We start from the raw sequence: 13,953 nt of genomic DNA, 5'->3' as shown, positions 1-13,953 counted from the left end.
GGGAAGCTGCGCGTCAGGCGGGGAGTTTGGCTAGCGCGGCGTCGAACCGTTCCAAGGCAATCTCCGCAACGATCGGCGACGGCAACAAGGGCTCGGTCACCAGATCGGCGCCGGCCTTGGCCAGCTGGTCGTGGAAGTAGCCCGGCGCCAGGAGGTAGGACGCGATAACCACGCGGCCGTCGTCGTCCACGGCTCCTGCGGACTCCCCCGCCCCCGCACCGCCCGCCGCTTCCTCGCGAAGCATGGCGACTGCGTCGGGCACCGACGGCTTGGCAGACGCGCCATAGGCAGCGACGATCCTGTTGGTGCGGAGTGCGCGCAACTGCTCGGCCAGTTCTTCGACGCTGATTGCGGCGTTGGGGTTGGATGAACCAGCGGCGGCCAGCACGACGGCGTCGCGATCTGTAACTCCGGCCTCTCGCAAGCGCTGGTCCAGCAGGGCCGCAAGCCGCGGATCCGGTCCCAAAGGTGCTGCGGCGAGGGTTCCCGGACGGCTCTTCACGGCCCGGGCGATATCCACCTTGACGTGGTATCCAACGCTGAGGAGCAGCGGTACCACCACGGCAGGCTCGCCGTCGGGAAGTGCAGCCACAACGTCCACCAGATCCGGTTGCTGAACGTCGACGTATGACTCCCGGACATCCAAACCCGGCCGCAGGGCTGCGATTTCATCGCGCAGGGCATTCACCTCTGCTGCACCTTGCGCATTGGAGGTCCCGTGGGAACAGGCGATCAGGATCGGGTTCTTCATAAGGGCTAGCGTAACGTTGGAGCCGCCCCGTCCGCCCTTCGAAATCCACTGGATGCCGCTGCATGACCTTCCCTTTTGACATCGCGCTGGTATGGCTGGACCTCGCCGGAGTCTTCTTCTTCGCGGTGTCGGGTTCCTTGCTTGCTGCGCGCAAACAGTTCGACATCGTGGGCTCCCTGCTCCTGGCATCCCTTGTCTCGTTGGGTGGCGGCTTGATCCGCGACATCATCCTCAACACCATTCCCGCTGCCTTCAGCAATCCCGCGTACCTCGCCCCGCCGCTGCTGGCCACCCTGCTGGTGTATTTCCTGTTTTCCAGCGTCCAGCGCTTCACCTCCCTCCTGATCCTGTTCGACGCCGCCGGGCTGGCCCTGTTCTGCATCACCGGGACGTTGAAGGCCCTCTCGTTAGGGATAAACCCCTTTGCCGCGGTGCTCCTGGGTGTCACGACAGCGGTGGGCGGGGGGCTGTTGCGCGACATTACGGCCAATGAAGTGCCACAACTGTTCGATCCCAAGGACATTTACGCTTTGCCCGCTTTTGCCGGCGCCGCACTGACCACCGTCCTCTGGCTCACAGGTTCCTTCAACGCCATTACTGCGTGTGTTGTGGCGGCTGTTGTTTTCGCTTTCCGGGTAGCCGCCTGGCGCCGTTCGTGGCACGTTCCGCTGGCTGTCCGAGGATGGCACCGGCTGGGTTTGGACGGCGCAGGCAGGCCCCGCGATTAGCTAGGATAAGAGCCATGACTGACATGTTCCTCGAGAAGTTCCGTGCGCTCGTTCCGAAGTATCTCGAAGACGAATGGCAGGAAGAGGATGGACTGTCCCAGGAGGAGCTCGACAAAGCCCTGGCAGACCACCAATTTACGGTCCCGCTGGTGCTCCGCGAGTTCTACGAAGCCGTGGGTGGCTGCGAAGATCTCATGGAGGCTTACCACTACTTCTGGGACCCAGAGGAACTGGAAGTGGACGATGAAGGCTTCCTGATGTTCCTTGAGGACGAGGAAGAGCAGTTCACCTGGGGTTTCCGCGTGGGCGATCTCAATGTTCCCGATCCCATTGTGTGGCGCCGCAACAATGCCCGCGGCCAATGGAAGAGCGAAGAGGGTACGTTCTCCGAGTTCGTCTTTGACATGTTCGAGTGGGCTTTCAACGACGAGGACTAGGTTGTCTGGTCTGCCCTTCGCCTCCGCCGCTTTGTCCCCGGCCGATTTGCGTAACTTCTAGCGTCTACGGGGGTTGCGGACCTTGGAATCACGGGGCTGGAGGCAGCTGCCGGGGCCAAAAGTTACGCATTTACGTTCGGGGACCCGTTGAATTTCCCACGACGCCACAACTCAAGGACGGCCAGGACTTCGGCCACCATCTCATCCGGTGCAAAAACGACGTCGTCATAGTAGTAACGCAGCACCAGGTAACCACCCAGCGTGCTCCTGTTATTGCGCCGCTGATCACGCTTGACCGACTTAGGCTCAAAATGAGTGCGCCCATCGGTTTCCACCACAAGGCATTCCTCCACCAGGAAGTCCACTTCGCCTACCCCAGGAATGAAAACGTGCCTTCGGACTCGCAATCCGGCCCTCGCAAAATGGGTATTCGCGAGCACTTCCAGCAGTGAGTCGGCTCTCGGAATCAACTGATCCAATACTGCACGTACTTTGCCATTCCGCCGTCCCATTGCCTTGGCATAAAGGAAGTCGAGCGAGATATCTCCGCGTCCCACGGCCGACTGCACAAAAACGAGGGACTCGAGCTCGGGCAGACACTGCAAGCTGTGAAGGAGCACATCTGCCAGGCCAGCCACAGGGAGCCAGGCGTGACGCTCATGCTTGGGCCTGCCATGCTCGGCGACACCTTGGCTTGGAACAGGGTGGCTCCGGCACAGGTGGAGCCGCGCGGCCTGCTTCAAGGTCCACAGTCTGTAGATTTCAGCCGCTGACAGGCATGTAAGCAATCCGCCATGCGCCAGGGCCTGGGCCACGTCACCGTTGCTGGAAAGCCCGTAGATCCCATGGCTGACCTTGATCACTGTGCCACGGCCCAGTGCCTGCCCTAACGCCACCCTGCCGAACCCGGAAGCGCGGATCCTGGAGGCCCGGGCGGCGCCTCCATTGAGCTGGAGAAATTCAACGATGTCCACTCAAGCAACAGTGAGTGGGCAGCGGCGCCCCGGAAAGACATGCAAATGGCTATGTGGACAATCATGGTCAGGCTCAGGTCCTGCCAGAATGCGTAACTTTTGCCGGTTCAGGGCAGCTCAGACCCTGATTTTCCGGGGGCACTCCTCGCTGAAAGCGGTATAAGTTACGCACTTCGGCAGGGAAGAATTGTGACACGCCATTTACACGCTGGTTAGCCAACATGACATATCTGTCATAGACTCATACACGGATCCACTAATTGCCTCCGGTGGATCTGATGCGAACGGAGAAATGGCCCCGGTTCAGTGCAGCGGATGACGAACGTTGCGCAGGGACCGGGGCTGTTCCGTTAAAGCCCGGCTAAATCTGCGGCACCACAAAGACCCTGGCGCACCAAAGAACCCCAGCTCCACAAAAAGCGGCAGCCCAAAGCCCAAAAACTCCCAAAAGAAACAAAAAGCCCAACAGGGCTAGCTGTTGCGGTCCACCACGGCCGAAGCGAAGTTGCTCAGCGAAGTCTTGACCACGCCTTCAGGCAAGGGAGCAAGGGCAGCAATTGCCTCATCGGCCCAGCGGCGCGCCACAACCCAGGACTCAGCGGTGACGGGGTGCTCGCGAAGCCCTGCAACTGCCTCAGCCAAAGCGGAGTCGGAGGAGAGGTCGCCGTCGATGAGATCAAGGAGCTCCACCGCGGACTGGTCTCCAGCCGAAGCAGCTTCACGGAGCAGCAGAACCGGCAGGGTAGGCACACCTTCGCGCAGGTCAGTGCCAGGCGATTTTCCGGACTTCACCTTGATGCCCGTGACGTCAATGACGTCGTCCGCGAGCTGGAAGGCAACACCCACTTTTTCGCCGTATTCCACGAGCACCTCTTCGTATGTGTCATCCGCTCCGGCAAAGATGGCACCGAGCTGGCCGGACGCAGCCACCAGGGAACCCGTCTTGTCCGAGATGACCGAGAGGTAATGCTCAATGGGGTCCTCGTCCGGACGCGGGCCCACGGTCTCGTGAAGCTGGCCCAGGCAAAGCCGTTCGAAGGTGCGTGCCTGGATTCCCAGAGCGCGGGAACCCAGTTCCGAAACCAGGATGGAAGCCCGGGCAAAGATGAGATCGCCGGTGAGGACGGCTACGGAGTTACCCCAGACCTCGTGGGCCGTGGGAGCACCGCGGCGGAAGGGAGCCGAGTCCATCACGTCGTCGTGGTACAGCGTGGCGAGGTGGGTCAGCTCCACTACGACGGCGGCCTGAACCACCGCGGGCAGGGAAGCGTCACCGAGATGGGCGCACAGCAGCGTCAACAGGGGCCGGATCCGTTTGCCGCCGGCTTCCACCAGGTGACGCGACGTTGCGTCGGCGAGGGGATCCGAGTTGGCTATGGCCTCGCGCAGCTTCTTTTCCACCCGCGCCAGGTTGGTGGTGATCGCCGGGCCCAATTCAGGGTCTTCAGCGATGGCCGCGAAGCCAGTGGGCAGCTGGAGCCCCGTGGCAATGGCAGTGGTATTTAGATCGGGTTCAGAGCTCGGCAGGCCGTGTCCGGCATGCGTCCAGCTTTGGTCTGCAGAGTTGGTCACGGGTTAACCCTAACTTTTTGTTGCGGAAACCGCTGTTTGGTGGCTAAGGGCGGGCTCGAGGTGTTGGACGTTGCCGGGACCAGCGCTTCAAGCACGCGGATCACTTTGTCCTCAAACCCTTTGGCGGCAGGATCGGTGAGATTGGCCAGCAGCCGCACCACAAACCGCATCAGCACGGGAATTGGCATACCGGTCCGCAGGGCGAGTTTCATGATGGCCGGCTTGCCAATCAATGCGGCAAAAGCCCGGCCCAGTGTGAAGTGCGACCCCCACTGGCCCCTCACGTAGTCCGCGTATCCCGCGAGGTGGGAGTCGGCGTCGTGCGCTGAATCGGAGGCAATGATGAACTCGGCGGCGAAGCGGGCCGACTCCATGGCATAGGAGATGCCCTCTCCGTTGAACGGCGACACCATCCCGCCGGCGTCGCCCAGCAGCAAGAGCCCTGGCGAGTAGTGCGGCGTGCGGTTGAAGCCCATGGGCAGCGCCGCTCCACGGATCTCCCCCACCTGGTTTCCCGGCGTGAAGCCCCACTCGGCGGGCATGCCGGCGGTCCATTCGCGGAGCACCTGCTTGTAATCCAGTTTGCCGAATTCCTTGGACGAGTTCAGGATTCCGAGGCCCACGTTGGAGGTGCCGTCGCCCACGCCGAACACCCAGCCGTAACCGGGCAGCAGTTTGCCGTCGCGGCCAGGAAGCTCAAGCCAGCCTTCCATCCAGTCGTCGTCGGTGCGGGGCGAAGTGAAGTAGGTGCGGACGGCGACGCCGAGGGGGCGGTCGTCGCGCTTCTGGATCCCAAGGGAAACGGCGGTGCGGGTTGAGTTGCCGTCCGCTGCGAGTACGACGTCGGCAGTAAAGTCATGCGACTCCCCCGTCTTTCGTCCGGACTCGTCCAGGGTCGCGGCGCGGGCGCCAATGACCCGGCCGTCTTCCGCGCGGAGCGTTTCGGTGACGCTGTGACGCTCGAGGATGACGGCGCCGGCGGCCTGGGCGTGACGGGCCAGCTCTTCATCGAAACCGAGGCGGGTGCGGATCAGGCCGTACTGGGGAAAGTCAGAAACTTCGGGCCAGGGGAGCTCGATACTCCGACCGCCGGCGAGGAGCCGCAAGCCCTTGTTCCGGCGCCAGCCGTCCTCTTCCGCGTTGGGAAGGCCGAGTTTCTGGATCTCCCGGACAGCCCGGGGCGTCAGGCCGTCGCCACAGACCTTTTCGCGCGGGAAGCTGGTTTTCTCCAGCACCGTTACCTCAATGCCGGCTTGGGCAAGGTAATACGCAGCGGTGGATCCGGCGGGGCCTGCGCCTACTATCAGAACTTTCACAGAGAGCTAGCGCGTGCTGCGCGAAATGTTGCGCCGCAGTTTAGCAACCGGGCCGGTGTGGGCGGCGATGGCGGCAGCACCGCCGTCGGGCGTTGAATCCAGCGGCTTGTGGGCACGGTGCACTGCCACGATCCCACCACTGAGGTTCCGGTACGTGACCGTTTCCCAGCCGGCTTCCTGCAGCCAGGCAGCGAGGTGGTCCTGGTCCGGCCAGGCGCGGATGGACTCGGCGAGGTACACGTAGGCGTCCGGGTTGGAGGAGACCTTGACGGCAATGGCCGGGAGCGCGCGCATGAGGTACTCGGTGTACATGGTGCGCCACAGCGGAACCACGGGCTGCGAGAACTCGGCGATGACCAGCTTGCCGCCGGGCTTGGTGACGCGGAGCATCTCGGCCAGCGCCTTCTTGGGCTCGTTGACGTTGCGCAGGCCGAAGGAAATGGTGGAAGCGTCAAAGGAGTTGTCCGCGAAAGGGAGGCGGGTCGCATCACCGGCAATGAAGTCGATATCCGGGCGGCGGCGCTTGCCTACCTTGAGCATTCCGAGGGAGAAATCGCAAGCCACGACGTCGACGCCGGCATCGGCGTACGGCTCGCTTGACGTTCCGGTTCCGGCAGCCAGATCCAGCACCCGCTGGCCCGGGATGGCATCAACGGCCTCCACCACCACTCTGCGCCAACGGCGGGTCTGCCCCATCGAGAGGACATCATTGACGACGTCGTATTTGGGGGCGACGTCGTCAAACATCGTGGCTACTTCGTCCGGACGCTTATCCAAGGATGCTCGGTTCACCATGCCATTGTCTCAAATGTTAGGCAGGCCCACGAACCACGGGTGTGCCCGGGTGCGGCGGAAGATGGCGATACCCGAAAGCACCCAAGGACCACGGTACTTTCAAGTACTCTTGACCCATCATGACGAGCACGTTCCGTACTTTAACAGTCCCCCTGGACGCAGGATCAGCGCAACGGGGGCTGCCGTCATTTCTCACGCGGGACGACGTCCTCTGCTGGACCCGCCGCGAAGCAGGTCTCGTCGGTTTCGGGGAGCTGACCCGCTTCAGCGCAACCGGCCCGGACCGCTTCCTGGAAGCCGACATCTGGTGGCGCCACCTGGTGCTCGAGGCCGACGTCGAGGACCTCGTTTTGTGCCCCGGCACAGGCCCGGTGGCCTTCGGCTCCTTCGCTTTCTCCAAGCTGTCCACCCACCGTTCACGGCTGATTGTGCCTGAGATTGTGGTGGGGGTCCGGGACGGCAGGGCCTGGCTCACGCAGTTAACGTTCGACGACGTCGAGCTCACCGAGGCCGGCGCCCTCGCTTCCCTGAAGGGGTGGCTTGAGGGCTCGGCGGAGGGGCCGGAGGAGCCGCTTGGTGGGGTACCCGCGGGTGGCACGTCCCGTGGTGGGGCGCCCGCTGGGGAGCCGCTTGGTGGGGTGCCCGCGGAGCCGGGTGCCGCCGTCGTGCCCCAAACGAAGCTCGAAACCGGGTCGCTCAGCGAGCACGACTGGATGGCCGCGGTGGCCGCCGGAGTCGCTGAAGTGCGCACCGGAAAGCTCGAAAAACTGGTGCTGGCACGGGACATCGTGGCCACGCTGCCCGAAGGCGTCAACGCCGCCGAGATCCTTCGGCAACTGGCCATCAGGTACCGGGAATGCTGGACCTACGGGGTGGACGGCCTCGTCGGATCCACGCCGGAAATGCTCATCCAGGTGGAGGGCCGCACGGCGCAGGCCCGTGTTCTGGCGGGGACCCTGGACCGTCGCGATGCCGATGGCATGGAAGGCTCACCCCTCGAGTTTGCCGAGCGGGTGCTAGCCGGTTCCGCGAAGCAGCGGCACGAGCACGAGATCGCCATCCAGTCATTGACCAAACAGCTGGCGCCCTTCTCGGAAGCCATGAACGCCCACAGCGAACCGTTCATCCTCGAGCTGCCCAATGTGTGGCACCTGGCCTCGGATGTGAAGGCCGAACTCACTGAGGTGGAGGGCCACGTCCCCACGTGCCTTGCCCTCATCAACGCGCTCCACCCCACTGCAGCCGTGTGCGGGACGCCCACCCTCGTGGCTGGCGCACTGATCCGGAAGCTCGAGCACATGGACCGCGGACCGTATGCGGGACCGGTGGGCTGGCTCGACGCTGCAGGAAACGGCGAGTGGGGCATCGCCCTTCGTGGTGCCGTGATCGAGGCTCCGGATACCGTCCGCCTGTACGCCGGGTGCGGGATCGTCGAAGGCTCACAACCCGAAGCGGAACTTGCGGAAACATGGGCCAAATTCCGTCCCATGCTCGAGTCCTTGGGCATCAGCAGCTGATTGCGCTTTTCTGATTCAGACGCTTGGTTCACCGGTGCAGTCCGGTATCCAAGACACGCTTCCCAAAAACAGGCTTGTTTTTTGTGCTCCAATAGTTATCCAATAGTGAAACAAAGTTTCCTGTGACGCACATCTCTATTGCAGCAGATACACTATTAGCCGTCTCAGAACACATCCCCAGCAACAAAAGGTAAGAAAACTATGCAGCCGAAGTCCCCTGCCGCGGCAAAATTCGCCGTCAAGGCAGCCTCAATCCTCGCCGTCGGAGCGCTCACCCTCACCGCCTGCGGCGGCACCAGCGGCGCCACCCCGGCCGCAAAAGACGGCATCCAGCTCATCGAGTCGGGCAAACTGACGGTGTGCTCGGACGTCCCCTACGAGCCCTTCGAGTTCCAGAAGGACGGCAAGATCGTCGGCTTTGACATGGACATCGCTGCCGAAGTGGCCAAGGACCTGAACGCGGAACTCAACGTCGTGGACAGCTCCTTCGAGGCCATCGAAACCGGGACCGCCCTCAGCCAATGCGACGTCTCCATCTCCTCGATTTCCATCACGGACACCCGTAAGTCAGTCATGGACTTCTCAACGCCGTACATGGATGATGACCTCGCACTGGTGGCCTCCCAGGATTCAGGTGTCAAGAACCTCGATGACGCCAAGGGCAAGAAGGTGGGTGTCCAGCAGGCCACCACCGGGGCCGACTACGCCAAGGAAAAGGGCCTCGACGCCCAGCAGTTCGAAGACACCGGACTCCTGGTCCAGGCTCTCCAGGCCGGCACCATCGATGCAGCCCTGGGAAACCAGTCGGTATTGGGCTACGCCATCAAGGACGACTCAAAGCTCAAGTCCGTCGAGGACTACTCTACCGGCGAGCAGCTGGGCATTTCCATCAAGAAGGGCAACACTGCAATGGCCGAAAAGGTCAACGCCACGTTGAAGCGCCTGACGGATGACGGCAGCCTGAAGAAATTCCAGACCACCTGGTTCGGCGGCGCCGCCAAGTAGCCGGCACCTCAATCCCTGAGACCTAAGCAGCTGAGGCCCCGGATCGTCCTGGAAGCAGTCCGTACACGGGCGACGGGGCCTCAAGGCTGCGCAAAAATGAATGTGAGTACATCATGGCAATGACCGCAACTCAACGAGCCAGAGTCAGCCTGAACGTCCAAGCGGGGATCTTCATTGTGGCCGTGGCCGCACTGATCCTGGCCACGGACTGGGAGACCATCGGCGCCAGCGTCTTCAATTTTGGCAAGATCGGCCCGATGTTCCCGGACATCTTCCTGGTCGGCCTGACGAACACCCTTGTTTACACTTTCCTCGGCTTCATCGTGGGCCTCTCCGGCGGCCTGCTCCTGGCCCTGATGAAGCTCTCCAGCTTCCCGCTCTACCGCTGGATCGCCACCGGCTACATCGAGTTCTTCCGCGGCATCCCTGCCCTGCTGGTCTTTATTGCCTTCGGCTACGGCGTTCCGCTGGCATTCGGGGTGTCCTGGAACGTGACCGTTGTGGTCATGGTGTCCCTCGGCATGGTGGCTGCGGCCTACATCGCCGAAACCCTGAGGGCCGGTCTGCAGGCTGTTCCCAAGGGCCAGCTCGAAGCCGCTCGATCCCTGGGCATGCCGCAGTGGCGGGCCATGGTCACCATCATCATTCCGCAGGCGTTCAAGATCGTGCTGCCGCCGCTGACCAACGAAGTCATCCTGCTGACCAAGGACTCGTCACTGATTTACGTCCTGGGCCTCACCGCTTCGCAGTACGAACTGACCAAGTTCGGCCGCGACGGTATCTCGAGCCTCGGTGCAGGCCTGACTCCGCTCCTGGTTGCCGGCGCGTTCTACCTGGTGATCACCATCCCGCTGAGCCTCTTGGCCCGGAAGTTCGAAAGCCGCTCCGCGCGGACGAAGCGATAGGCAGGACACTCATGAACGACGTCGTAAATTCCTCCCCGAAAGCCGGGCACGTACAGGCAGCCGGTGTTTCCCTCAAGGGTCTCCGCAAGTCCTACGGCTCCAACGAAGTACTGAAGGGCATCGACCTGGAAGTAGCGCCGGGCGAAGTGGTGTGCCTGATCGGACCGTCCGGATCCGGCAAATCCACCCTGCTGCGGTGCGTGAATCTCCTCGAACAGCCCAACGAGGGTACTGTCCATGTGGGCGGCTTCGAGGCCACCCACCCGGACGTAGACATTGACCGGATGCGGCGCAAAGTGGGAATGGTGTTCCAGCAGTTCAACCTGTTCCCGCACCTGAACGCGCTGCAGAACTGCACCGTGGCGCAGACCAAAGTGCTCAAGCGCTCCCAGGCCGAGGCGGACAAAGTGGCGCAGGCCAACCTGGACCGCGTGGGTCTGGGGCACCTGGCAGACCGGTACCCGGACCAGCTTTCCGGCGGCCAGCAGCAGCGCGTCGCGATTGCCCGGGCGCTGAGCATGGATCCGGAGCTCATGCTGTTTGACGAGCCCACCTCCGCTTTGGACCCCGAGACCGTCGGCGACGTCCTGTCCGTCATGCGCAACCTCGCCAAGGAAGGCATGACCATGCTGGTGGTGACGCACGAGATGGGCTTCGCCCGGGAAGTGGCGGACCGCGTGGTGTTCATGGACGGCGGAGTTGTGGTGGAGGCAGGCTCGGCCGAGCAGGTCATCAGCGCTCCCACCCAGGACCGCACCAAGGAGTTCCTGCGCCGGGTCCTCGATCCGACGCACATCGACCTCTCCTAGGGTCGCGGGACGGGCTGGGACGCGCCGGGACGCGCAAACGGTCCGGGGACACTCACATTCAGGTGTCCCTGGACCGTTTCTGCGTCCTGCCACCGTTTCCGTGTCCTGAGGAGAGCGGACGACGGCGGGGCACCCCTGCCGCCGTCAGCCTGCGGCCGAGTTCGCCCGCCTTCCAGAGATCGGCCCAGACCCATCTCACGACGTTCCGGCCCGTCGCCCGGATGCGGTCCTCACGCAGCTTTTCGTCGACCACAACCTGTCCCGGGCTCCTGCCGTTGAGGTATTCGGGGTTCTGGTACTTGGCAATCCCGTCGAACTCCCCCACTGTGCGGCTCTCCTCCCAATAGAAGTCCGAGTACCCAATCCTGCCTGTCCCGCTGCGCACCTCATACTGCAGTACGGGCGTGGCAAACCCTGCTGAATGGATCAGACCGCGGCTATAGGATTCCCCGGCGGAGGCAGAGGTGCGGTCGGCGAATTTTATGGCCGCGGCCACTCGCCGTTCTGCTGCCAGGGGGTATCGCCCGGGCAGAGCTCCGAGCAGCCCCTCCTTGGTCAGTGCCGGAAGTCCGCGCACGCCGTCGGGCTTCAGCACGTGGTCCAGCGGAACCAAAGCCTCCGCGAACGGCACGAAGGCGGCGAGGTCCAGGACTGTCTGGATGCGGGATGTGACCAGGAGACCGTCCAGCTCCTCGGCATCCATGCTCGCGGGATCAACCAGATGCCGCCGGACTCCGGCACGGGACCTGCCACCGCCCCGATACGTGGTCAGCGCATGAACGGGTTGCCGGCGCAGAATGGTGGGTATCTCCCACGCCGACGCGGCGGAATGATGCGAGAAGATTGTGGGAGCCCGGCACGTTTCGGCCACGGCCCCGATCCGAAGCCTGTACTGCTCCCAGCTGCTGAGCCCGCCCCACTCCGCGGCATCCACATAGACACCATGGCGGATCCGCACCAGACTCCCGGCCTTGAGCGCGGCGGACAGTGGACGTGGGCTGGCACCGATTTCTGTCAGGTTCCTGGCGAGGATCAGCTGGGGAAGCTCATTCATGGTGACAACATCGCACCAATATCCCTGCCGCCTGGAGGGTCAAGCGCGGCTATGTGGACAACCTTCTGGATCCAGGACGCGCATATGGTCCAGGGACACGCAAATACGGGTGTCCTCCGACCGTTTGCGCGTCCTCAGGGGGTGTTACGGGGCGAGCACGCCGGCCACCGCAGCAGCAACCGCGGCCTTGATCGTGCCATGCAGCTCGCGCAGGGCCACCCGGTCCGTGCGCACCTCGACAATCTGGCGCCCCTCCGGCCGCGCGGACAGCGCTTCGGCAAGTCCCGCCGTCGTCGTCACCGAGCAATGGTCGACGCCGTACGCTGCGGCGAGCGCGGAAAGGTTCACTGTGTGCGGGGTGCCGAAGAGGCGCTCGACGACGTCTCCGTACTGTCCGGAGGCCCGGACAGAACCGTGCTCGAGGAGGTCGAAGATAGCGCCGCCGCCGTCATTGAGCACCACAATCCGCAATTGAGGCTCGGGTTCCCCGGCCCCTAGGAGGAGCCCGCCGGCGTCGTGCAGGAAGGTGACATCACCCACCAGGAGGGTTGTCTCCTGCCGCCCGCCCCTGGCGATTCCGGTAGCCGTGGAAACAGTTCCGTCGATTCCGGCAAGGCCCCGGTTGGCAAAGACGGTGGCAAGCGGTTTCGGGCCCGGCTGGCCGGCGAGGTCGACGTCCCGGATGCCGTTGGAGGAGCCCAGTACCAGCTGTCCGCGGGAGTGTTTCCACACGGTTGCCCCAACGGAGGGGCCAGTCGCAGCACCTGACGCCGAAAGAACTTCGTCCAGGGCGTGCTGAGCCGAGGCCCCCGAAAGCAGCCACGCGTCCAGCCACTCCGACGAGCCGCGTCCCGAGAATTGCGCCAGGTCGGTGAGGTTGTCGATGGGTGTTTCGCGCCGACGCCCTGACTCATACCAGGCCACGGCGACCGGCTGGTAGAGCGCGCTGGGGATGTCGCGGCGGGCCAGCAATGATGCAACAGGCCTGGAAAGGGTGGGCCTGCCAAAGACCACGACGCGCTCGAGGGGCAGCGGGGAGTCCGGTCCGAAGTGCTCGAGCAGCAAACGGTAGGGTCCCACCGCGTTCGGCCCGAACCGGGAGTTGGAGGAGGGTTCGGCGAGCAGGGGGAGGCCGTGGGCGCGGGCGAAGGCTTCGGCGACGGGACCGGCGTCGTGCCCGGCAAGGACCACTGTCCTCCGCTCCGGCAGCTCGGTGGGGGCGGGCGGCAGGACCAGGGCTTCCGGGGATCGTCCAACCAAATAGTGGCGGCGGTCTGGGCTCGCCGGCAGCCCCTCCCCCTCGGCCGGCACCAGGGGATCCCGGAAGGCGAGGTTGAGCTGAACGGGACCGGGAGCGACGTCGTCGAACGCCCCGGTGGCTGCGCTCAGGGCGGTTTCGACTGCGCGCTGGGGATTGTCGCCCGCGGGGACGTCGGCGGCGAAACGCACGTGCTCGCCGAAGAGGTCCAGCTGGATGGTGGTCTGGTTGGCTCCGGTCCCCCGCAGTTCCGTGGGCCTATCCGCGGAAATGACTACCAGCGGGACTGCAGCGTGGTTGGCCTCCATCACGGCCGGGAGTAGATTTCCGACGGCAGTTCCGGACGTCGTCAGCACGGCGGCCGGCGCTCCGGTGGACAATGCGAGCCCAAGAGCTGTGAAGCCGGCCGCGCGCTCGTCGATTCGGACCAGCAGTTCAACCAGACCGGCTGCGTCGGCTTCAGCCAGAGCATAGGCCATGGGAGCCGACCGCGAACCCGGCGCCACCACAACGTAATGCACCCCGCCCTCGACCAGCGACGCAACAGCAACCCGGGCCGCAGCGAGCGAGGTCAGGATGTTCCGGGCAGGCCCAGTGTTCTCAGAAGTCACCGAACCAGTCTGCCACCCTTCAAACCCTCCCTCACCTTTCGCCCCCAAAACCCAAACCCTCCCTCACCTTTCGCCCCCAAAACCCAAACCCTCCCTCACCTTTCGCCCCCAAAACCGAAACCCTCCCTCACCTTTCGCCCCCAAAACCGAAACCCTCCCTCACCTTTCGCCCCCAAAACCCAAACGCTCCCTCACCTTTCGCCCGTCCGGCGACGGAAGGT

At 63.9% G+C, this 13,953-nt stretch carries 13 protein-coding genes; 6 read left to right on the top strand and 7 right to left on the bottom strand.

Features of this window, described 5'->3' with window-relative positions:
- Positions 1 to 13: 13 nt before the first annotated feature.
- The gene (locus M1E05_RS05880; protein WP_461164725.1) at positions 14 to 751 is read right to left on the bottom strand and encodes a sirohydrochlorin chelatase; all 738 of its coding nucleotides are present in this window, start codon (positions 749 to 751) and stop codon (positions 14 to 16) included.
- Between the two features lie 62 nt (positions 752 to 813).
- On the opposite strand from M1E05_RS05880, the gene M1E05_RS05875 reads away from it, so the two are divergent.
- Both M1E05_RS05875 and M1E05_RS05870 read left to right on the top strand, forming a co-directional pair.
- On the top strand, positions 814 to 1,479 hold the full coding sequence (locus M1E05_RS05875; protein ID WP_461164724.1) for a trimeric intracellular cation channel family protein: 666 nt from the start codon (positions 814 to 816) through the stop codon (positions 1,477 to 1,479).
- Positions 1,480 to 1,493: 14 nt separating this feature from the next.
- Entirely contained in the window at positions 1,494 to 1,916 is a 423-nt protein-coding gene (locus tag M1E05_RS05870; protein WP_247042083.1) for a hypothetical protein, read from the top strand.
- A 122-nt stretch (positions 1,917 to 2,038) separates the two neighbouring features.
- Here the strand turns inward: M1E05_RS05870 and M1E05_RS05865 are convergent, their stop codons facing one another.
- The 4 genes from M1E05_RS05865 to M1E05_RS05850 all read right to left on the bottom strand — a co-directional run bounded on the left by M1E05_RS05865 (position 2,039) and on the right by M1E05_RS05850 (position 6,570).
- Positions 2,039 to 2,890, bottom strand: coding sequence for an endonuclease domain-containing protein (locus tag M1E05_RS05865; protein WP_461164723.1), 852 nt, complete (start codon positions 2,888 to 2,890; stop codon positions 2,039 to 2,041).
- A 471-nt stretch (positions 2,891 to 3,361) separates the two neighbouring features.
- On the bottom strand, positions 3,362 to 4,462 hold the full coding sequence (locus tag M1E05_RS05860; protein WP_461164722.1) for a polyprenyl synthetase family protein: 1,101 nt from the start codon (positions 4,460 to 4,462) through the stop codon (positions 3,362 to 3,364).
- Positions 4,459 to 5,778, bottom strand: a complete 1,320-nt coding sequence (locus M1E05_RS05855; RefSeq protein ID WP_461164721.1) for a geranylgeranyl reductase family protein — start codon at positions 5,776 to 5,778, stop codon at positions 4,459 to 4,461. Before M1E05_RS05855 ends, M1E05_RS05860 begins: the two co-directional genes overlap by 4 nt.
- Positions 5,779 to 5,784: 6 nt before the next feature.
- Positions 5,785 to 6,570, bottom strand: a complete 786-nt coding sequence (locus M1E05_RS05850) for a demethylmenaquinone methyltransferase (RefSeq protein ID WP_458114549.1) — start codon at positions 6,568 to 6,570, stop codon at positions 5,785 to 5,787.
- Positions 6,571 to 6,692: 122 nt separating this feature from the next.
- Between M1E05_RS05850 and M1E05_RS05845 the strand changes: the two genes are divergently transcribed.
- The 4 genes from M1E05_RS05845 (at position 6,693) to M1E05_RS05830 (ending at position 10,809) form a co-directional block, all read left to right on the top strand.
- A complete protein-coding gene (locus tag M1E05_RS05845; protein WP_461164720.1) occupies positions 6,693 to 8,090 on the top strand; it encodes an isochorismate synthase in 1,398 nt (465 codons plus the stop codon).
- 201 nt (positions 8,091 to 8,291) lie between these two features.
- Positions 8,292 to 9,095, top strand: coding sequence for an ABC transporter substrate-binding protein (locus M1E05_RS05840; RefSeq protein WP_461164719.1), 804 nt, complete (start codon positions 8,292 to 8,294; stop codon positions 9,093 to 9,095).
- A 113-nt stretch (positions 9,096 to 9,208) separates the two neighbouring features.
- A complete protein-coding gene (locus M1E05_RS05835; RefSeq protein ID WP_461164718.1) occupies positions 9,209 to 10,000 on the top strand; it encodes an amino acid ABC transporter permease in 792 nt (263 codons plus the stop codon).
- 11 nt (positions 10,001 to 10,011) lie between these two features.
- Complete coding sequence (locus tag M1E05_RS05830) at positions 10,012 to 10,809, top strand: amino acid ABC transporter ATP-binding protein (RefSeq protein WP_461164717.1); 798 nt, start codon at positions 10,012 to 10,014, stop codon at positions 10,807 to 10,809.
- 58 nt (positions 10,810 to 10,867) lie between these two features.
- Here M1E05_RS05830 and M1E05_RS05825 read toward each other — a convergent pair whose 3' ends face one another.
- Both M1E05_RS05825 and menD read right to left on the bottom strand, forming a co-directional pair.
- A complete protein-coding gene (locus tag M1E05_RS05825) occupies positions 10,868 to 11,863 on the bottom strand; it encodes a hypothetical protein (protein WP_461164716.1) in 996 nt (331 codons plus the stop codon).
- Between the two features lie 144 nt (positions 11,864 to 12,007).
- A complete protein-coding gene (gene menD / locus M1E05_RS05820) occupies positions 12,008 to 13,732 on the bottom strand; it encodes a 2-succinyl-5-enolpyruvyl-6-hydroxy-3-cyclohexene-1-carboxylic-acid synthase (protein ID WP_461164715.1) in 1,725 nt (574 codons plus the stop codon).
- Between the last annotated feature and the right edge of the window lie 221 nt (positions 13,733 to 13,953).

The organism is Arthrobacter sp. R4-81 (assembly GCF_054792365.1).
Note: the sequence above shows the minus strand (reverse complement) of the source record. Positions and strands in the feature narration are given on the sequence as shown.

What these genes read in the sequence shown, in the direction of transcription:
- M1E05_RS05880 (WP_461164725.1), bottom strand. Translation starts at nt 751, where the DNA reads ATGAAGAACCCGATCCTGATCGCCTGTTCCCACGGGACCTCCAATGCG.
- M1E05_RS05875 (WP_461164724.1), top strand. Translation starts at nt 814, where the DNA reads ATGACCTTCCCTTTTGACATCGCGCTGGTATGGCTGGACCTCGCCGGA.
- M1E05_RS05870 (WP_247042083.1), top strand. Translation starts at nt 1,494, where the DNA reads ATGACTGACATGTTCCTCGAGAAGTTCCGTGCGCTCGTTCCGAAGTAT.
- M1E05_RS05845 (WP_461164720.1), top strand. Translation starts at nt 6,693, where the DNA reads ATGACGAGCACGTTCCGTACTTTAACAGTCCCCCTGGACGCAGGATCA.
- M1E05_RS05840 (WP_461164719.1), top strand. Translation starts at nt 8,292, where the DNA reads ATGCAGCCGAAGTCCCCTGCCGCGGCAAAATTCGCCGTCAAGGCAGCC.
- M1E05_RS05835 (WP_461164718.1), top strand. Translation starts at nt 9,209, where the DNA reads ATGGCAATGACCGCAACTCAACGAGCCAGAGTCAGCCTGAACGTCCAA.
- M1E05_RS05830 (WP_461164717.1), top strand. Translation starts at nt 10,012, where the DNA reads ATGAACGACGTCGTAAATTCCTCCCCGAAAGCCGGGCACGTACAGGCA.
- M1E05_RS05825 (WP_461164716.1), bottom strand. Translation starts at nt 11,863, where the DNA reads ATGAATGAGCTTCCCCAGCTGATCCTCGCCAGGAACCTGACAGAAATC.